The following is a 21,347-nucleotide window of genomic DNA, read 5'->3' as shown; positions in this document are numbered from 1 at the left end:
AACTATGTTTAGTCTAAAAGATAAAGTTGCCATCATCACAGGTGGGGCCAGCGGAATTGGGCTGGCGATTTCGCAGACCTTCGCGCAGGCGGGTGCGCTGGTTCATATTCTGGAGTTGAATGCGGACCTGGCCCGGCAGGTCGCTGAGGAGATCAATGCCAACGGTGGACGGGCGCACGCGCATGCTGTCGATGTGTCCAATCAGGCGCAGGTTGTCGAGGTGATTGACCGGATTGCCGCTGGTGGAGCCATCAGCATTCTGGTCAACAACGCCGGTATTTCGCACATCGGAACCGTTGAAACCACGACGGAAGCCGATTTTGACCGGGTGTTTACGGTCAATGTCAAAGGGGCTTACAATTGCCTGTATGCCACCATTCCGCACCTGAAAGCCAATGGCGGGGGCGTCGTGCTGAACATGGCGTCGATTGCTGCCACGGTCGGGATTCCGGATCGGTTTGCCTATTCGATGACCAAGGGCGCGGTGGTATCGATGACCCTTTCGGTGGCCAAAGATTACCTGAAACACAACATTCGCTGCAATTGCATTTCGCCGGCCCGGGTACATACGCCGTTTGTTGACGGTTTTATTGCCCGTACGTACCCCGGACAGGAAGCCGAGATGTTTGCCAAACTGGCGGCTACCCAGCCCATTGGCCGGATGGCCAAACCGGTGGAAATTGCCGCGCTGGCCTTATACCTGTGTTCGGACGAAGCCGGTTTTAACACCGGTTGCGATTACCCCATCGACGGCGGTTTTGTGCGGTTGAATAATTGAGGGGAGCGTAAAGAGTTGAGAATAAAGACAAGAGACGAAAGACGGGGGAGCCGGGACGAGGTAGAGAGGACGATGTTACCGGTAGTAGCTGGTGATTTCCTCTCTGCCTCGTCCTGGCTTTTTGGTCTTCATATAATTTGTCAGGCTCATTTTTTTGCTATATTTTTATTGCTTGTCGTATCAATCAATGCAGGCTCAGGACGATAGCACCCGATTGTCAGATCAGCCAAAACCAATCCGGCTGAGACTTAATAATATTTTTTAATATAATGGGCTTTTATATTTAAAAAAATTATTAATCTTGTGTTAAATTTCTTCTACTTCCATCTTACTACATCTCCTTTATGTCAAAAAATCTACTCAGGCTTATCGTCATGCTTTTGATGGTAAGTTCACCCGTCTTCGCCCAGACGATTACGGGGAAGGTTACGGCAAGCACCGATGGCCAGCCTTTGCCGGGCGTATCCATTGTAGTGAAAGGTACGTCTCAAGGGACTACGACCGATGCCAGCGGCCAGTACAGTCTTTCCGCCAGTAAAAACGGAACGCTGGTTTTCTCCTTCATCGGCTACAAAACGCAGGAAGTCGCCATCGCCAACCGGTCGGTAGTTGACCTCGCACTGACTGAAGACGCGACCATGATCAATGAAGTGGTCGTGACGGCTTTGGGTGTTACGAAAGAACAACGGGCGCTGGGGTATGCGACGACGGTGGTCAAGAACGACGCGCTGGTCAAAGCCGCTTCTCCGAACTTTGCTACCGCTCTGTACGGAAAAGCCCCGGGTGTTGTCATCAACGCAACACCGGGTGGTGCCACCAGTGCGGTCAGCATCAGCGTTCGCGGGTTTGCTTCCATTACCGGCAATACCCAGCCTTTGATCGTGATGGACGGTATTCCCATCCGGAATGGCGAAGTCCGGAACACGGATTATTGGGGAGACCAACGGATTCGGGGGAACGGTTTGCTGGATTTGAACCCGGCGGATATTGAAAACATCTCGATTCTGAAAGGTGCTTCGGCGGCTGCCCTCTACGGTTCGGAAGCCGTGAACGGGGTGGTGCTGGTGACGACCAAAACCGGAAAAGGGAAAAAAGGATTAGGCGTTGATTTTAACGCCAGTTATAGCGTCGATAAAATTGCTTATCTGCCCCGGTATCAGGATGTTCGGGGTCCGGGCTACATGCTGAATTACCTTAACGGCGGCCAGGATGCCAACGGTTTCATCTCCTACGACACCAACGGCGATGGCGTGGGTGACACCCGGGGTCTGCTGAATGCCACGGTCAATTTCGGACCCAAGTTCGATGGACAACCGGTGATGGCGTTCGACGGTGTGATCCGGCCGTATTCGCCTTCCAAAAACAGCTACGCGGACTTGTTCCAGAACGCCAGCAGCTCCAACATCAACCTGTCGATTTCCAAGGCAACGGACAATTCCAACCTGCGGTTTTCCTACACCCGCCAGGATAACGGGATGATCAGCTACGGCGCGAAGAACAGCAAGAACATCATGAACCTGAACACGACCTTTAGCCTGAACAAAAAGCTTCGGACGGATTTGATGGTGAATTATGTCAACCAGTATACGCACAACCGCCCGTTTAAAGTGGATCGCATGATCAATAACTTTACGGGGATGATGAACCGTTTCGAATCGGCCGACTGGTATTTTAATAAATACCAAACCAGCCAGGGCTACAAATTCGTAACCGGTACCAACCAGAGTCTGACGCCGAGTGAGAACATCATCCGGAACGGTTTCAAGTCGGATATCGGGGATTACGTGTGGAGCACCCGTGCCAATACCTACGACGAGTATAGCAACCGCGTGATCGCTGCCGTGACGCAGCACTACGACATTCTGGACAACCTGAAGCTGCGGGGCCGGATCGGAACCGACATTACCTCAGAACGGCTGGAAGACAAACAACGCAGCTCCGTTCCGCTGGCCTTCGGGTATTCGGGATCGTTCTCCATGGAAAACAGACTGTATAACAACGTCTACGGGGACCTGCTGCTGACCTATACGCAAAAGCTGAACCAAGACATGAACCTGACCGCCATGGCGGGGTATACGGCCAACAAGCAGTTGAATACGTTTATCAGCCGTTCGACCAACGGCGGGTTGAGTACGGAAAATTTCTTCGATGTTTCAGCTTCGGTAAACACCCCCAACGGCAGCAACACCCGCGACCGCTACGTTCGGGATGCCTACCTGGGAACGCTGAATTTTGATTACAAAGGCTTCTTCTTTGTGGAAGGCACGATTCGCCGGGACCGTACCTCCACGCTGATCACCGGCAACAATGCCTTTACCTATCCTTCCGTTAACTCCGGTTTGGTTTTCAGCGACTTCCTGAAGTTGCCTACGGTGGTTAGCTACGGGAAACTGCGGGCGTCGTTCGGGATTGTGGGGAACTACCCGCCGATTTACAGCGCCAACAATGCCTATAGCCAGGGGAACCTGAGCCTCCAGCAAACCGGCGGAAGCTCCGTTCTTTACACGACGATCAACAGTTCCTACGGGAACGACAAAATCCGTCCCGAGCAGAAGCGTGAATTTGAATTTGGTCTGGAAGCCCGGTTCCTGAAAGACCGGATCGGATTTGACCTGTCCTATTACAACGCCCAGATCGTCGATCAGATTCTGCCGTTGACGATTGCCGCCAGCTCAGGTGCCCGGTCGGTTCTGGCCAACATCGGTACGCTGCGGAACCAGGGGCTGGAACTCGCCCTGAATGCAACGCCGATCAAAGGATTAGGCTACAATGCTTTCAACTGGGACATTACGCTGAACCTGGCGAAGAACAGCAACAAGGTTGAAAAACTGGCCAACAGCTCGACAGAACTGATTCATGCGGATTACGATGGCAATGCGGCCCAGTTGCGGTCGGTGGTCGGACAACCGATGGGGGATATTTATGCCCACGGGATCCTGAAAAATGCGAACGGACAGGGTATTGTTGGCCCGAATGGGCTGTACCAACTGGATGGTGCCAACTGGATCAAGGTCGGAAACGCCATGCCGAAACTGACGGGTGGTTTGATCAATAGCCTGAACTACAAAGGATTCAATCTGGATCTGGTGGCTGATTTCCGGTTTGGCGGTCACATCATGCCGACGGGGATCAACTGGTTGACCTCACGCGGTTTGACCGAAGAAAGCCTGACCGCCATGGATAAGGAACGCGGTGGACTGAGTTACTACAAAGATGCCAATGGCAAAGGGGTTCAGACTACGGCTGCTGCCGGCCCCAAAGGCGAGGTGGTTTATCACGACGGGATGCTGATGCAGGGCGTACTGGCCAATGGGGAAGCCAACACCAACGTGGTTTCGCAGGCGACCTATTACAATGCAACTTACAACTGGGGTGGCCCGCAATACGGCAATGCCCGGTACGAACTGTTCGTCAAGGAAAATTCCTACATCAAAATGCGGGAAATCTCCCTGGGCTACCGGATTCCGGCCAACATTACCCGCCGAATCGGAACCCAGAACCTGACGCTGTCGGTGTTTGGCCGCAACCTGTTCTTCTTCTACCGGACCATCAAAGACCTGGATGCCGAACAGACCAACGCCAGTACGAAATGGTCGGATAACATCAACAACGCCGGGAACAACCCATCGTTCCGGACCATGGGGGTCATGCTTCGCGCCAGTTTCTAATTCTTAACGCAACACTGAAAATGAAAAAAATAGCCATATTCGCTTTAGCCGGGCTTCTGCTGGGAACCGTATCCTGTAAGGAATCCGAGTTTGCCGAAGCCTATCCCGATCCGGCCAAAATTGCCGAGTCGACCGTTGAAAAACAATTTACCGGGGTACTGTATGCCAACCGCGAGTATGTTCTGCCGGGCTACACGCACTATTTTACAACCCTGCGGCTTTCGCTGAATCCGTATACCCAGGCGATTGGTCGGCTGAATCAGTCCGGTCTCTACGTTCCAGGTTCGGCAGGGGTCGAAAACGTGTGGTACAACTACTACAACATGCTCGCGCAGTACCGCGAATTGCAGAAAATCTACGCTTCCAGACCCGCCGATCAGCAGGCCGACCGGAAAATTTTCATGCTGGCGGCTGCGATTTACGTTTACGACCAAACGCAGCGCCTGGTGGATGTACACGGCGCGATTCCGTTCTCGGAAGCCGGCATGTTGAGCACGAACGGTGGTGAATACGCGTCTTCGCTGGCGAAATTCGATACGGCAGAAGGGATTTATGCTTTTCTGCTGGATGACCTGAAACGCATTGCCACCGAGTTGAACGGCATCACGCTGAATGCCGGGTATCAGAAGTCGTTTCAGACGCAGGATTTCCTGAACAAAGGCGACATCACGGCCTGGAAACGCTACGCCAACTCGCTGCGGCTGCGGTTGCTGAACCGAGTATCGGATGTGGAAAGCATGAAAACCCGCTCCAACACCGAGATCGCTGAAATTCTGGGCAACGCCACCACCTATCCGATTGTGGAAACCAACGCGCAGAACATACAGATCAATGTTTTCGACATCAACACCGACATCAACTCGAAAGGGTTTCAGGGCGGTTTGGCATCAGACGGCTGGTACGGAAACACCGCGGGCAAGGCGATGATCGACCACATGAACACCAACAAGGACCCGCGTCTGCCTATCCTATTTGAACCGGGTCTGAATGCCGCCGGGAAGTTTATTGGCATCGATCCCCTGGCGACCGAAGCGGTTCAGGCCGCTCAGTTCAATGCCGGTCAACTGGCGATTTACAACCGGTATACCACGAGCCACAACCAGTTTTTCCCCGGTGTGATCATCAACGCTGCGCAGATGAACCTGATCAAGGCAGAATATTACCTGCGGACGAACAATGATGCATCAGCCAAAACCGCATACGAAACGGCGATTACGCAGTCAGTGGAATTCTACAACAAGATTCTGTCGCTGACCAACGCCACCGGGATCACGGGTTCAACCATTCCGACGGCCGCAACGCCAGCTTCGGTTGCCGCCTACATTGCGGGTGATGGCGTAAGCTGGGCAAAAGCAACGACGAATGCTCAGAAACTGAGCCTGATCGCTACCCAGAAATGGTTGCATTACAACGTGGTTCAACCCTATGAAAACTGGGCCGATCTGCGTCGGTTAGACCTGCCGGTTCTGAGCTTCCAGGTTGATAACGCCAATAACCAGACGCTGCCGCCAGTGAAATGGACCATTCCGGGCAACGAAATCACCTACAATGCGGTGAACTATGCGGCCATAAAAGCAGCGGATAATCTGAAAACCAAGCTTTTCTGGGATGTGAAATAAGTTCCGGTAGCTTGACTTAGTACTTACAAAAGAGGCAGACCCACGGGTTTGCCTCTCTTTGTTTATGGAGAGACGGTTTTATTACTTCCGGTTTTCCAGCACCAGCAGTTGTGGAAACGATAGAATACCCTTAAAAATCAACTGGGTCATTTCGCCAACCGTGTGGAAATACGAACCCAGCACGAGATCAACATCACCGTCTTTGTCGAAATCGGCGGCTTCCATCGTGAGCCATTTGCCATGAGCACCTTCCGGGGTAGTAAACGGTTTGAAGTTCAGCCGGCCTTCGTTGGACAAATAGACAAAGCCCTGATCGGGCTGGGCCAGATTGGAATAGAAAGAAGTAGCCGCAATGTCGAGGTCGCCGTCCTGGTCAAAATCCCGGGCGATGGCTTTGCTGGCTCCGTAGAGCGGATAAAACCAGGCTTCTCTGAAGTTATCCTTCCGGTCGTTCAGGTAAATCCGCACGCCGTGGTAATTTTTGTTGACGGATGAATAATCCCAGTTGTCGCCGTTGGTGAGCAGAATATCCTGAAAACCGTCCCGGTTAAAATCCGCGAGTTCAAAGTAGCTGGCACCGAACAGGGGCGAAAACTGCAACACGGTTTTTTCCTTAAACCGCCCGTTTCCCTGGTTATAAAAAATAACGACTTCTTCGCGGGCCTGGGCCATCACAACCATGATGTCGGGCTTTTTGTCGCGGTTAAAATCGGCAATCTCCACTTTTCGGGCGCCGGGTAATGCTTTCAGAACGTGTTCTTTGGTCGGCTCGAAACCGTCGTACCAGAACAGCTTTCCCGCGTTGTTCCCAAAACCGCAGACGACCACATCCTCTTTTCCATCGGCATTCAGGTCGCCGGAAGCAAACTGCACCGGACGGGGCAGGTCCCGGATGTTGATGGGGGAGGAGCCCGGTTTGGACGCCCGTTCCAGCGTCATGAGTCGCCCGAGGTGCTGGTCGGACGGACTGAAAATGCCGATGGTGAGCAGACGGGGAGCGGCATTTTTGGGAAAGTCAATATCCGTTGGGGCGGTATCGATCCACCAGGTATCATTCAGGAACGCATCGCCAGCTTGCAGCGGATTGCCGAGCACATACAGGGCGTTCTGGGCATCGCCCACATAAAGCTGGCTGGTATTTTTGTCATACTTCAGCAAGGTCGTTTGCGGAACCGGCTTATCGCCCAATGCAATTTCCCGCGCTTTGAACAACGGAAGCTGATTGGTAACGGATTGGTAAGACTTTTGGGGCAACGGTTCGGCGGGCGCGAGACGTTCGTAATACCGCACAATTTCCGCCCACTCGTCTGCCGAAAGCAGGGCGGTTTCGGGGTAAATAGTCAGATGGGCGACGGCTTTTTCCTCCTCGGGCGAGAGCGGTTTTAGCGTATCCTGACCTGGCAGTTTGATCCCCAGCCGCATCGCCATGTTGGGAAGTACCCCCGTGACCCAGGTCTTTTTGTCCAGCAAAGCCGGTTCCGGAAACAGGTGGCAGCTTCCGCAATGGCGCTGGGCCAGTTGTTTGCCAACGGAAATGGAATCGGCTCCGCCTGCAGTTCTGCGTTGAAAACTTGTCTCAGGCTTTTTTTCAACGAAAGAAAATGACGATACCCAGAGAGCAATGAAAAAAAACAGACCGGTTTGAAGGAAAGGCATTCGGTAGTGGTTTGCGGAATGAAAGTGGCAAATGCGGCAGGAAGATAGTCTAATCCGGGTTTTGTAAGGTTCACACTGCAAAAATTTAGGTTGTTAATTATTTTTTTTGACTTGTGAATGGCAGAACCAGAACATGAAAATTCCGGGACTCTTCAACCATTCCGAAAAATCCCGGCTATAAACGTCAGAGAGACTGGAAATTTCTAAAGTACCAATGGGGAACGAGTTGAAGGGCAAAATTGCTGCATTTTTGTTATTAAAGTGCAATAGTGTGCATGTTGAGACGGACATGATGCGTTCCGGGTAATTTCAACGGTGAACTGTATAATATCAACATTAATTTAAAATTAATGGCGGTATTATTAAATTTTTTAAAAAAGGAATATCTTTGCAGTTAATCACCCATCGTACAGAATCTTCTGCCTGTTTTTTTATCATTTTCAGTAATTTCTAGAAGTCGAGTCGCTTTTTCGGGGCTATAATGGCCTGAAAATCGGCACGTTAACCTCCTGTTTTCCTACTTGAATCGTATGCGCTTTTTACTTATATTCACCTAAAACAATCCTAATAATGAAGTTTATGAAACAAAAACTACTTAAAACCTGCTTAAAGGTTTTTGTCTTTGCCGGAGCCTGGCTACTTTTTGCGGCTTCACCTTCATTGGCTGTAGATAAAGCAGTTACCGGAAAGGTGTCGGATGAGAAAGGGAACGGGCTGGCTGGCGCAACGGTCACCATCAAGGGAACGACACGAGGCACCAACACCGATGGAAATGGAAGCTTCCGCATTGTGGTTCCCGACGATAACGCCATTCTGGTGTTTTCCTATATTGGTTACGCAAAACAGGAAATTGCGGTCGGAAACCGCTCAAACATCGAGGTTCAGTTGCAACCCGGCGATGCTTCGCTGGAGGAAGTCGTCGTAACGGCTTTGGGGATCAAGCGGGACACGCGTTCGCTGGGGTATTCCGTAACGACCATCGATGCTTCTTCGGTCAACCAGGCGCGGGAAACCAACGTTATCAACTCCCTGCAGGGGCGGGTGGCTGGTTTGAGCATCACGCCCGGAACCGGTGGTCCTGGTTCGTCATCCCGGATCAACCTCCGGGGGGTGAGCAACTTCAGCGGTGGTAGTCCTCTGTTTGTCATCAATGGGGTCCCGATGGACAACTCCTCGCGCGGAAACGCCGGTGAGTGGGGCGGAAACAACAACGGTGACGGGATTGCCAACATCAACCCGGACGATATTGAAACCATGACGGTTTTGAAAGGAGCAACGGCTGCGGCCCTGTATGGTACACGGGCGGCCAACGGGGTTATTCTGATTACGACCAAAGGCGGCAGCAAAAACTCCGGTCTTTCGGTGGAATACAACGGAAACATGCAATTCGATCAGGTGATCGATTTCTCGGACTTCCAGTATGTGTATGGGCAGGGTACCCAGGGCAAACGGCCAACTGATGTCAACAGCGCCCGCAACTCCGGGATTTATAGCTGGGGCGAGAAAATGGACGGCGCGCCCTACACCCAGTTCGATGGCAAACAGTATCCGTATTCGCCGGTAAAAGACAACATTGAGAACTTCTACCGGACAGCCGCCACATTGACGAACACCGTGGCGATGTCGGGCGGGAATGAGCAGACGAGTTTCCGCTTGTCCCTGTCGTCGATGGATGCCGAAGCAACGGTTCGGAACAGTGGCATGAAACGGAAAACCATCAACCTGAGCGTTAATCAGAAAGTGACGGAGAAATTCGATGTGAGCGTGATGGCCAACTACATCGATCAGCAGGACAACAACCGCCCCGGTTTGAGTGACGCCCCCCAGAATCCGAACTACGGGATTATTCTGCTGGCCACGAGCTTCAACCAGAACGCGCTGAAACCCGGCTACGATCCGGTTACCGGCAATGAGTTGACGTTCAGCGATGATACCTACAAAACCAACCCCTGGTTTGTGGTCAATCAGTTCAGAAGTAAACTGGAACGGAAACGCCTGATTTCGGCCATCACCGGTAAATATCAGTTTAACGACTGGATCTATCTGCAGGGCCGGGTGGGGTATGACCTGATCAACGACGGCGGCTTTGGCGTTACGCCGTACGGAACGGCTTATTCGCGGCTGGGGAGTGTCAGCAACAGCAAAGAACAGCGGAATGAAATGAACGTCGACGGTCTGTTGGGTATCAACCGGAAAATTACGCCGGATTTGGGCCTGAATGTGGCACTCGGGGCCAACCTTCGTAAAAACAAGTTTGAAAGTGTGGGCGTTTCGGGTGGTAGCCTGAGCATTCCGTACCTGTATACGCTGTCGAACACCCTGACGAAAGGGCAGTCGTACGGTTTCAACGAACGGCAGGTACAGTCGGCGTATTACACGGCGGATCTGGACTACAAAAACTTCCTGACGCTGTCGACGACGGGCCGCTACGACGTGTACTCCACGCTGCCTGCCGCCAACCGGGGTATCTTTGCGCCCTCGGTATCGGCCAGCTTTGTGTTCTCGGAATTACTCAAAGTGCGTTCGATGGATTTTGGTAAGCTGAGAGCTTCGTATGCCCAAACGAGCGGTGAAGCCTTCGATGCCTATTTGACCAGCCAGTATTATTCCCTGGGCAATACCATCAACGGCATCCCGCAGGGTGGGTTTAGCTCCCAGTTGCCGAATCTCGACCTGAAACCGTTCCGGTTGACGGAGTTTGAACTCGGTTTTGAAACCAAGTTCTTACAGAACCGCCTGGGAATCGACTTTGCCTACTTCAACCGGGTGACCAAAGATGAGATCGTGAGTGGTCCGCTGTCGCCAACCACCGGGTTTTCGTCGCGGGTGCTGAACCTGGGTTCGACCAAAAATACCGGGATCGAGTTGTTGATTACCGGTACGCCCATCGTGAACAAATCGTTTAAATGGGATGTGTCGTTCAACATCACGAATGTGAAAAACACGATTGTAGACATCGACGGTGACGGCGGAACCCAGCAACTCGGTCTGGGAACCTACCGGCCTTTGAACGGGAACATTGCCCACGTTAAAGGCATGGCGGCTGCGCAGGTGATGGCGTATGACTACAAATACAACGCCAACGGTCAGGTCATCATCGGTGCCAATGGCGTTCCGGAACGGGGCGCACTAACGCCCATGGGCTCGGCTATTCCGAAAGTATATGGCGGTTTAAACAACAGCTTCAACTACGGAAATTTTGGGCTGTCGTTCCTGTTCGACTACAAATTCGGGGCGAAAGTACTGTCGGCCACCAATCACTATTCCATCGTGGACGGTTTGCACAAGATGACCCTCGAAGGTCGTGAAACCGGCGTGGTAGCCTCGGGCGTATTGGCAACCGGTGAAACCAATACGCTGAACGTACCGGCGTACACCTACTACCCGGCGCTGGTGACCAACATCTCGAAACTGAATGTGTTTAACGCCGATTTCATCAAACTGCGTCAGGTTGTTTTGAGCTATCACCTGCCGGAAAAATGGTTTACGGGAAGCAAACTGCCGTTTGAAGACATTTCTTTGTCGCTGGTGGGCCGTAACCTGGCTACGCTGCTGAGACACACGGAAAATTTTGATCCGGAAGCAGGTTTCTCGTCCGACCTGCGCTATGCCGGAACGGAAGGTGCCCAGTTGCCCTCGACCAGAACGTTTGGTTTCACCCTCAATGCCCGGTTCAAAAAATAATTGAAAAACCATGAAGAAAACTTCAATCTATATAGCGGCTCTGTTGCTGGTTTGTGCGACAAGCTGTACCGATAAATTTGACGAAATCAACACCGACCCGACCCGGTCGAGTGAGTCAACCTGGGATCCGAACTTCTTTTTGCCCAACGCCCAGATGTCGTACATCAATTTGGGTTACGATGGGATTTTGTACCAAAGCACCTCGATGCAGGTTCTGGCGTCGACCTTTACCTACTACGGGAATGGTGACAAGTATGTAAACACCCAGAACTCGACCAGCTACCAAGGCAGTCTGTTCAGCCGGGCTTACAGCATCGGTACGGTTTTGGCCGAAATGATCAACCTGACGAAGGGGAAGGAACAATATACCAACCTCTATAACGTCGGCCGGATCATGCAGGCCATGAACATGCAGCGGGCCACCGACGTCTATGGCGATATTCCGTATACCGAAGCCTTCAAGGTAAAAGAAGGAATCGCGAATCCGAAATACGACACGCAGCAGTCGATTTATACGGCCATTCTGACCGAACTGGAACAGGCAACGGCGGCTCTGGATGCCACGAAGCTGAAACCAACCGGTGATTTGTACTACGCGGGTGACATCGCCAAGTGGAAAAAACTGGGTTATTCGCTGATGTTGCGCGCGGCCATGCGCCTGACCAAAGTCGATCCGGCCACGGCGAAAACCTGGGCTGAAAAAGCCGCTACCGGGGGCGTTTTTACTTCCAATGAAGACAACGCCAGAATCGTATCGGATGCTAATAATGCGACGTCCGGGATTTTCAACGTGTACCAGGTTGCGGATGATTTCCGGGAATTGCGGTGGTCGAAAACCTTCATCGACGCCCTGAAAACGACCAATGATCCGCGTTTGAGTGCCATTGCCGAAGTGCCACAGCCGGGTCTGGCCAACAACGCGCTTCAGACGCTGGTAGGGGTCAACGATCCCGCTGTTCAGATTGGACTGCCCAATGGCTACGACCTGAGCGGGGGTGCCCGTGACATCAGAACCTCGGCGGGTTATCCGGGAGCGACCGGCACCGGCAACGACGTGGCACCCCTCGGGAAATACTCCCGGCCACGCATTTCGGTTTATCTGAAACGGAACGGCACGCTCGAAACGATGACCTATGCGCAGACCGAACTGTTGCTGGCCGAAGCTAAAGTACGCGGCTGGAACGTGCCGGGAACGGCCGCCGAGCATTATGCCAATGGTGTAACGGCCGCCATGACGTCGCTCTCGCAACTGGATGCCACGGCCGCCATCACGCCCGCAGCCGCAGCCGCTTACGTAGCCGCGAATCCGCTGAACGTGACGTCGACGGAAGCCTCGCTGAATGCCATCAACACGCAGTACTGGCTGGCAACGGGCACGTACATGGACTTCGTTGAAACCTGGATCAACTGGCGCCGGTCGGGTTATCCGACGCTGACGCCGGTCAATTATCCGGGGAATGTGACGAATGCCACCATTCCAAGACGCATGATTTACCTCTCAACGGAAATCATCAACAACAAAGCCAGTTATACCGAAGCGGTTGGCCGCCTGACGGGTGGTGATTTGCTCACCGGCCGGGTATGGTGGGATAAGTAAGTTGAAGAAAAGGGAAGGCTACCGGGTGGTACCTTCCCTTTTTTTATTTGTTTCAGAAATTACCTTAACTTCAACCTCTCCTGTTGAAGTTTTTCGTTTTAAGCTACCATGATTGTCCTCGGCTCGGAATACAAAAGGTGCGCATCCGGTTTTAAAATAGTATGGGTGGTAGGGCTACTGTTGTTGTGTATCCCGGTAACCTTATTGCAAGCCCAAACGACCCTGTTTCAACTTCTTACTCCGAAGCAAACCGCCATTGATTTTAGCAACGACATCGACGAAAACGAAAGCCTGAACGTCTTATCCTACGAGTATTTTTACAACGGGGGCGGTGTCGCCGTCGGCGATCTGAACGGCGATGGCCTGGATGATCTGTTTTTTACGGCCAACCTGAAACCCAACAAACTCTACCTGAATCTTGGTGGACTGAAATTTAAAGACATCACCAAAACCGCTGCGCCGGGCTTGGGTGGCCGGTCGGGCGGCTGGAAAACCGGCGTCAGCATGGCCGACGTAAACGGCGATGGTCTGCTGGATATCTATGTCTGTTATTCCGGGAAAGGAGAGGATGATAAACGCCGGAACCAATTGTTTATCAACCAGGGTGTTTCGTCCGATGGATCGGTGCGGTTTGCCGAACAGGCCAGGCAATACGGTCTCGATGATCCGGGTTACAGCACCCAGTCGGCTTTTTTCGATTTTGATAATGACGGCGACCTGGACATGATGCTGTTGAATCACAATGTGAAGAAATACGACAACATGGAACTGGCCAAACTGCGGAATGAAGTGGATGAACTGGCCGGGAATAAACTCTACGAAAACCGGGATAACCATTTTGTCGATGTCACCAAAAAAGCCGGTATTCACCAGTATCCGCTCACGTTTGGGTTGGGTATGGCCATTGCCGATGTGAACCAGGATGGCTGGCCCGATATTTACGTCACCAACGATTACAACGAATCGGATTACCTCTACATCAACCAGAAAAACGGTACGTTCAAAGACGAAACCCAGCACTATTTCCGGCATCTGGCGCAGTTTTCGATGGGCATCGACATTGCCGATTACAACAACGACGGTCTGCCGGATATTATGTCACTGGACATGTTACCCGAAGACAACCGGCGGCAGAAACTGCTGCAACTTCAGGAAAATTACGAGTCGTTTGAACTCATGGTCCAGCAAAAACTCTACAAGCAATACATGCGCAACATGTTGCAGTTGAACAACGGCGACGGAACCTTCAGCGAAATTGCACAGGCCGCCGGTGTTTCGAATACGGATTGGAGCTGGGCGCCTTTGCTGGCTGATTTTGACAACGACGGTTACAAAGATCTGTTTATCACCAACGGGTATTTGCGCGATTATACCAACAAGGATTTTCTAAAATATTGGGGTGATTACAAAGTGCAGAAAGCGATCAAACGCGAATCGATTCAGCTCATGGATTTGATCCGGGCCATGCCATCGACCAAACTGCCTAATTATATCTTCAAGAATAACCGGGATCTGACTTTTGCGAATAAACAAACTGACTGGGGGTTTCAAACCGCTTCGATTTCAAACGGGGCGGTGTATGCAGATCTGGATAACGACGGCGATTTGGAACTGATCGTCAACAACATCAACGAACCCGCTTTTGTATACCAGAACTTGGGCCGGGAGCAACTAAAAACGTCTTACATTCAGCTCAAACTGGTTTCGGCGGGCAAGAATAAACAGGCGGTAGGAGCCAAAGTAACGGTCTATACCCAAGGCGGGTTGCAGTATCAGGAGCAACAGCCGGTTCGGGGTTACCTGTCTTCGCAATCGGCCCGGCTGCATTTTGGTCTCGATCAGGCCACGATGGTTGATTCCATCAAGGTGATCTGGCCCGATCAAACCGAACAAAGATTGTCACAAGTGGCTGCAAATCAAATTCTCACGGTCACGCAGCCCCCGAACGCTATAAAGTCGAAAGGAGTGGCGGCTCAGAAAAACAAACCCGGTATTTTTCAAAAGACCGAGAAGATCATTTCCTTTCTTCACGAAGGCTATAACGAAAATGATTTCAAACGCCAGCCGCTGATGCTGTTTATGTATTCGCAGGTCGGGCCGGTCTTGGCGAAAGGCGATGTGAATAAAGACGGATTGGACGATCTTTTCATTGGCGGGGATAAAAATACCAACGGCAGAATCTGGTTGCAGCAAACGGACGGAACGTTTCAGAAAATCGAAGAATTAACCATTGGAGACGAGAACGTTTCGGCGCTTTCGGCGGCTGTTTTTTTCGATGCCAATGGCGATGGTTACGATGATTTATACGTTGCCAAAGGCGGTTATTCGCTGTTTGAACCCAACACGCCGTCATTGCAGGATGTCCTGTATATCAACGATGGCAAAGGCAATTTAAAATTGATTACGACAGCTTTACCGGTGCTGACGGCCAGCAGTAAATCCTGTGTGCGGGTGGTGGATTACGACGGCGATGGCGATCTCGATCTCTTTGTCGCCGGGCGGGTTATTCCGGGGCGGTATCCGGAACCGCCCGCTTCCTATTTGCTGGAAAACAATGGGAAAGGGCAGTTTAAAACCGTAAAAACGCCGTTCTCGACCATCGGCATGGTTACTGATGCCCAATGGGAAGATCTGGATGGCGATGGACGCAAGGATCTGATTCTGTGTGGGGAATTGATGCCGATTAAAGTGTTTGCCAATACCAAAGACGGTTTCGTGGATAAAACCGCTCACTACTTCCCGGAAGAAGAGAACGGTTTCTGGTTTTCGATCACTGTTGCCGATGTAAACGGTGATGGTATAAAAGACATTATCGCCGGCAATCTGGGCATCAATTCGCAGCTTAAATACTCGAAAAAAGAACCCGCCGAGCTGGTGTATGCCGACTTTGATAACAACGGTTCCATTGATCCGTTCTTCAGTTTTTATGTGCAGGGAACGTCCTATCCGTTTGTCAGCCGCGATGAACTGAACGACCAAATCTTCCCCATGCGCCGGAAATTTGGGTACTACAAAGACTATTCGACGGCGACGATCAACGACATTTTCTCGGCGGATGACCTGGCGAAAGCCAAAAAAATGACGGTTACAGAATGCCGTTCCGTCTGTTTTCTGGCGAAAGATGGCCAGTTTGAGAAGCATATTCTGCCGCTGCCGGCCCAATTTTCTCCGGTGACCAAATCACTGGTCGAAGACTTCGATCACGACGGTTTTATGGATGTCCTGCTGCTGGGAAACAAATCCGATAATCGGCTGAAAATTGGCAGCCTGGATGCCAATTATGGTTGTTTGTTGAAAGGCGATGGGAAAGGCGGTTTTTCTTACGTGAGTCAACCAAAAGCCGGTTTATCGGTGATTGGGGATGTCAAAGCGGTGGTCGAATTGCAGGTAAAGCAGCAAAAATATCTGGTAATCGGGGCTTTCAACGAACCGGTTCAGGTTTACAAAAAATGATTGTCATGCGGTATTTATTCCTGCTTGGTTTCCTGGTTTGTCATTCGGTGCAGGGGCAAAAGACCAGGCCGGATCTGGGGCGTCATTTGCAGCCCACGATTTTCGCGGTGACGATGGTGATGATTCATGATGTGGCCAATCCGCCGGCTGCCAGCCGGTTTTATACCTACAGCTTACTGGGGGCGTATGAAATTATGGCGCAGCACAATACGGCTTTCACAGCCCCTGCGGCTTTGGTTCGTAGCCATAAAAAGATAGTCATTGAATCTAAAGGTGCTTACAACTACCGGATTGCTGCCCTTTTTTGCGTGCTGGAAACCGGTCGGCTGATGCTTCCCTCGGGCTATATGCTGGAAGATGAGCAGAAAAAGCTGATAGAAACGCTCCGGAAAGAAGGGTACGACCAGGCGGTTATCAACCCGTCGATTGCGGTTGCGCAGGAAGTGGCCAAAAAAGTAACGGCCTTTGCCGCTACCGATAATTACCTGAAATTAAGCACCCGCCTGCGCCACCGCCCCGCCAAAGGCGACCAATTCTGGTATCCAACCCCGCCGGGTTACATCGAAGCCATCGAACCCCACTGGCGAACCATCCGCCCGATGTTCATCGATTCCTGTACGCAGTTTACCCCCAAACCGCCCGTCGTTTTTAGCAAGGACTCCACCAGCGAATTCTACAAACTGGCTTACGAAGTGTACCGGGAAGGGAAAAATCTGGATGAAAAAAAGCGGTTTATTGCCTCGTACTGGGACTGCAACCCCTTCGCCATCAACACTTCCGGCCACATGTCGATTGGCTTTAAAAAAATCAGTCCGGGAGGCCATTGGATGAACATTACGAGCATTGCGACCCGGAAAGCCAAACTGGATTTCGACAAAACGCTCCAGGCCCACTGGCTGGTTGCCGCCACGTTGATGGACGCTTTTATCAGTTGCTGGGATGAAAAATACCGCAGCAACCGCGTACGACCCGAAACCGTCATCAACCGCTCCATCGATGCGCGCTGGCAACCGTTGTTGCAGACGCCACCCTTTCCGGAATACACCAGCGGTCACAGCGTCATTTCGACCGCCGTGGCCGAAGTGCTGACGTACCTGATCGGCGATAACTTTTCGTTTACGGACGATACCGAAGTCCTGTTTGAACTGCCCACCCGCGATTTTAAGTCATTCCGGCAAGCCGCCGAGGAAGCGGCCATCTCGCGGCTCTACGGCGGAATTCATTTCCGCGATGCGATTGAGAATGGACAAACGCAGGGAAAAGCCATCGGCAATTTCGTAGTATCGAAAATCAAAAAAGCCGGTATTAAACCTCTGCTCTGAAGCCCCTTCCCGCCTTATCGCTGGTTTGTATCCCTCTGTTTTGCCTCAATTACCCGCCTGCGGGCTGATCGCGTCGGCTTGTTCCAAAATATTCGCTGTATTTTTTAGAGAACTTTTTTGACTTTGGAAAATCGGGGTTATTCCGGTTATCGCAATAATAATATTCTGAACCTGGAAATATAGATTTCGTAAAACTTGACCTTTGGAAAGTAATAAAACGTATTTATTTATTATCTATACTGTATTTTTTAAAAAAATTAACAAATAGTATATTTGCTTGCTAATTCAGTAGAAAGCCAAATATTATTAAAGCCTACACGCCATTTGTTTCCTATAAAGAAAGTAATTCATCATAATAAGTATTCTGTGTGTTCTATCACCAATCCCCTAATCTGCTTATTTCCACTTTCTTACTGTACTGTTTCCCGTAATGCTATTTCGCTTATTTCTTAACATCAACCAACCTACAGAAAACCAATGAAGCTATGTAAAGAGCGGTTTACTCTCCTTTTTTTCGTACTGCTCCTGAGTTGCAGCGTGTCGTGGGCGCAACTCCTGAACGTACAGGGAAAAGTGACGGATGCAAGCCAGAGCGCCATTCCGGGTGCCAACGTTTTGATTAAAGGAACCAACAAAGGAACAATCACGGATTCAGACGGCCGGTATTCCATCAGCGTCGGCAAAGGCAGTGTGCTGGTGATCCAGTCACTCGGGTTTGTGGCCCAGAACATTACCGTGGGCGACCAGACGACCATTGATGTGGCCCTGGTTGAAGATGACAAGACGCTGGATGAGGTCGTCGTAACGGCTTTGGGGATTGCCAAAGACAAAAAAGCCCTGGGCTATTCGGTGACGGAAGTGAAAGGGTCGGATTTTACGCAGGCCCGCGAAATCAACCTTGGCAACGCCCTGTCGGGGAAAGTCGCCGGGGTGAACGCAACCGCAACGGCAACGGGACCAGGCGGATCGAGCCGGGTCATTATCCGGGGGAACGGTTCGCTGAGTGGTAACAACCAGCCCCTGTACGTTGTCAACGGTGTGCCCATCGACAACACAAACGTCAACTCCGCCGGTATGTGGGGTGGAACGGACACGGGCGACGGTTTGAACAGTATCAACCCCGACGATATCGAAACCATTTCGGTGCTGAAAGGGGGAACGGCTGCAGCTCTCTACGGTTCACGCGCTTCGAACGGGGTCATTCTGATTACGACCAAAACCGGGAAAGGCCAGAAAGGAATCGGGGTCGAATACAACGGAACCTATACGAGCGATCGTCCTTTTACGCTAACCGACTGGCAGTATGACTACGGTCAGGGAATCCGGCAGGCCAAACCGCTGACCCAGCAGGAAGCCATCAACACGGGAGCGCAATCGTGGGGTGCCCGGATCGACGGTTCGCCGGTGATTCAGTTCGACGGCGTAACCCGGCCGTATTCAGCCCAGAAAGATAACGTCAAGAATTTCTACAACGCTGGCAGTACCTTCACCAACACCGTGGCGGTGGCCGGTGGAAACGAAGCCGCCAGCTTCCGTTTTTCAGCCTCGAACCTCGACTCGAAAAGCAGCATTCCGAACTCCGGGTTCAACCGGAAATCGTTCAATCTGAGCGCCAATGCCAACCTGTCGAAAAAAGTGCTTTTCGAGGGTGTTGCCCAGTATAATGTTGAAACCGGAACCAACCGGACCTTCCTGTCGGATACGCCCAAAAACCCGAACTACGGGGTGCAGATGATTGCCAATACGGTCGACATCCGTTCGCTGGATCCGGGTTACGACTCCCGTGGGTACGAGGCCCTCTGGAACAGCAGCGTGTATGCCCAGAACCCGTATTTCGTGGTGAACAAAGTGAAAAATGAAGACATCCGGAACCGCTTTCTGGGATCGTTTTCGATGCGCTACAACATTACTGACTTCCTCTACATCCGGGGCCGGGTGGGTACCGACAACAACATGATGAAATACCTGAGCATCGAACCGACCGGTTTGGCGTATTCGACGCTGGGGAGCATGAACCGCCGTCAGGTGCAGATTCAGGAAACCAACGCCGAAGTGCTGCTTGGGTTTGACAAAGAGTTCGGGGCTTTCTCGGTCAATGCCCTGGCGGGTGGAAACCGGATGCGTCGCTCGACGGAAGAAATGAGCTACAACGGCAGCCAGTTCAACGTGCCGTTCAACTACTTTCTCGACAACACGATCAATAAATCATCGGGCTACGGCTACAGCGGTTTTGGTATCAATTCCCTATTTGCTTCGGCGGATGTGGGTTACCAGAATGTGCTGTTCCTGACCCTGACCGGTCGCCAGGACTGGTTCTCAACGCTGGCGAAGGCCAACAACAGCCTGTTCTATCCGTCGGCCGGTCTGAGCTTTGTGTTCTCCGACGTGCTGCCTAACAAAGGCAACTGGCTGAATTACGGAAAAATCCGCGCGTCGCTGGCGCAGGTAGGGGGTGGTTATCCGAACCCATACGCCCTGAACCTGACCTACGCCCTGGAAGGCAATTCCTACGTCGGCAGTGTCCCGCTGATGCGCATCAACGGCGGAACCATACCGAACGCCCTGCTGCAACCCAACACCTCGACAACGACGGAAATTGGTCTGGAAACCAAGCTGTTCAACAACAAACTGGGACTTGACCTGACGTATTATAACCGGGTGACGAAAAATGATCCGGTGACGGCGTCAACCTCGTCGGCTTCCGGCTATGGCAACGTGTTGCTGAACGTGGGTGAAGTGGTGAACAAAGGGATCGAGGTTTTGCTGACCGGTACGCCCGTTAAAGCGGCCAGCGGTCTGACGTGGAATGTGGCCTACAACATGGCGTATAACGATAACAAAGTCGTAAAAATCGCCGATGGTCTGAAACGCCTGGAACTTGACCAGTCGCGGACACAAAGTGCGTACGTCTATCACTTTGAGGGTGAGCCTTATGGGATGCTGGCGGGGTATAGAGCCCTGAAAGATGCCAATGGCAACACGGTTTATAACACGGCTACCGGCGTTCCGATGCGCAGCGAATTTACGATGCTGGGTCGTGGTGTGCCGCCGTTGACGATGGGGTTGACCAACACGTTCAGCTACCGGAACTTCTCGATGAGTTTCCTGATCGATGCGAAATTTGGGGCCAAACTGTACAGTGCGACCAACTATTTCGCCTACGCCAGAGGGTTGGCCAAAGAGACGCTGGTGGGTCGCGAAGGCGGTTTGACCGTAACCGGTGTTTCGCCGACCGGCGATGCGTTCACGAAAACGTTTGCGGGCAAAGACGTTCAGGACTACTACAGCGGTCTGACGACGATCACCGACCAGTTCATCTATAGCTCGGATTTCGCCAAGCTGCGCCAGTTGACGTTTGGCTACACACTGCCGAAGTCGTTCCTGGCAAAAACGCCCATTCAGTCGGTTAGCTTGTCGTTCGTCGCCCGGAACCTGCTGTTATTGTACAGCAAAGTGCCAAATGTCGATCCGGAATCGACCTACAACAGCGGAAATGCACAGGGACTCGAAATGTTCGGCGTACCACCGGCCCGCAGCTTTGGTCTGAACCTGATGGTTCGTTTCTAGGAA

Annotated in this window: 9 protein-coding genes; 8 read left to right on the top strand and 1 reads right to left on the bottom strand. The window is 51.9% G+C overall.

Annotated features, from left to right (window positions below; genetic code table 11):
- The first annotated feature begins 4 nt into the window (after nt 1-4).
- The 3 genes from ACS5NO_RS19155 (at nt 5) to ACS5NO_RS19145 (ending at nt 6,065) form a co-directional block, all read left to right on the top strand.
- A complete protein-coding gene (locus tag ACS5NO_RS19155) occupies nt 5-778 on the top strand; it encodes an SDR family NAD(P)-dependent oxidoreductase (RefSeq protein ID WP_138992047.1) in 774 nt (257 codons plus the stop codon).
- A 344-nt stretch (nt 779-1,122) separates the two neighbouring features.
- A complete protein-coding gene (locus tag ACS5NO_RS19150; protein WP_439416635.1) occupies nt 1,123-4,446 on the top strand; it encodes a SusC/RagA family TonB-linked outer membrane protein in 3,324 nt (1,107 codons plus the stop codon).
- 20 nt (nt 4,447-4,466) lie between these two features.
- Nucleotides 4,467-6,065 carry a SusD/RagB family nutrient-binding outer membrane lipoprotein gene (locus tag ACS5NO_RS19145; protein WP_439416634.1) on the top strand — a complete coding sequence of 533 codons (1,599 nt, stop codon included), beginning with the start codon at nt 4,467-4,469 and terminating at the stop codon, nt 6,063-6,065.
- Nucleotides 6,066-6,146: 81 nt separating this feature from the next.
- On the opposite strand, the gene ACS5NO_RS19140 is transcribed toward ACS5NO_RS19145, so the two are convergent.
- Nucleotides 6,147-7,721 (bottom strand): FG-GAP repeat domain-containing protein, encoded by a 1,575-nt coding sequence (locus tag ACS5NO_RS19140; RefSeq protein ID WP_439416633.1) that lies wholly within the window; start codon nt 7,719-7,721, stop codon nt 6,147-6,149.
- 579 nt (nt 7,722-8,300) lie between these two features.
- Here ACS5NO_RS19140 and ACS5NO_RS19135 point away from each other — a divergent pair.
- From ACS5NO_RS19135 to ACS5NO_RS19115, 5 genes are all read left to right on the top strand, one after another.
- A complete protein-coding gene (locus tag ACS5NO_RS19135) occupies nt 8,301-11,405 on the top strand; it encodes a SusC/RagA family TonB-linked outer membrane protein (protein WP_439416632.1) in 3,105 nt (1,034 codons plus the stop codon).
- A gap of 10 nt (nt 11,406-11,415) precedes the next feature.
- Entirely contained in the window at nt 11,416-13,002 is a 1,587-nt protein-coding gene (locus tag ACS5NO_RS19130; protein ID WP_439416631.1) for a SusD/RagB family nutrient-binding outer membrane lipoprotein, read from the top strand.
- 108 nt (nt 13,003-13,110) lie between these two features.
- On the top strand, nt 13,111-16,455 hold the full coding sequence (locus ACS5NO_RS19125) for a VCBS repeat-containing protein (protein WP_439416630.1): 3,345 nt from the start codon (nt 13,111-13,113) through the stop codon (nt 16,453-16,455).
- 5 nt (nt 16,456-16,460) lie between these two features.
- On the top strand, nt 16,461-17,777 hold the full coding sequence (locus tag ACS5NO_RS19120; RefSeq protein WP_439416629.1) for a vanadium-dependent haloperoxidase: 1,317 nt from the start codon (nt 16,461-16,463) through the stop codon (nt 17,775-17,777).
- Nucleotides 17,778-18,254: 477 nt separating this feature from the next.
- The gene (locus tag ACS5NO_RS19115; RefSeq protein ID WP_439416628.1) at nt 18,255-21,344 is read left to right on the top strand and encodes a SusC/RagA family TonB-linked outer membrane protein; all 3,090 of its coding nucleotides are present in this window, start codon (nt 18,255-18,257) and stop codon (nt 21,342-21,344) included.
- The last annotated feature ends 3 nt before the right edge of the window (nt 21,345-21,347 follow it).

The sequence above is a fragment of the Larkinella fluvii genome, assembly GCF_051857545.1.
Taxonomy (GTDB): Bacteria; Bacteroidota; Bacteroidia; order Cytophagales; family Spirosomataceae; genus Larkinella.
Note: the sequence above shows the minus strand (reverse complement) of the source record. Positions and strands in the feature narration are given on the sequence as shown.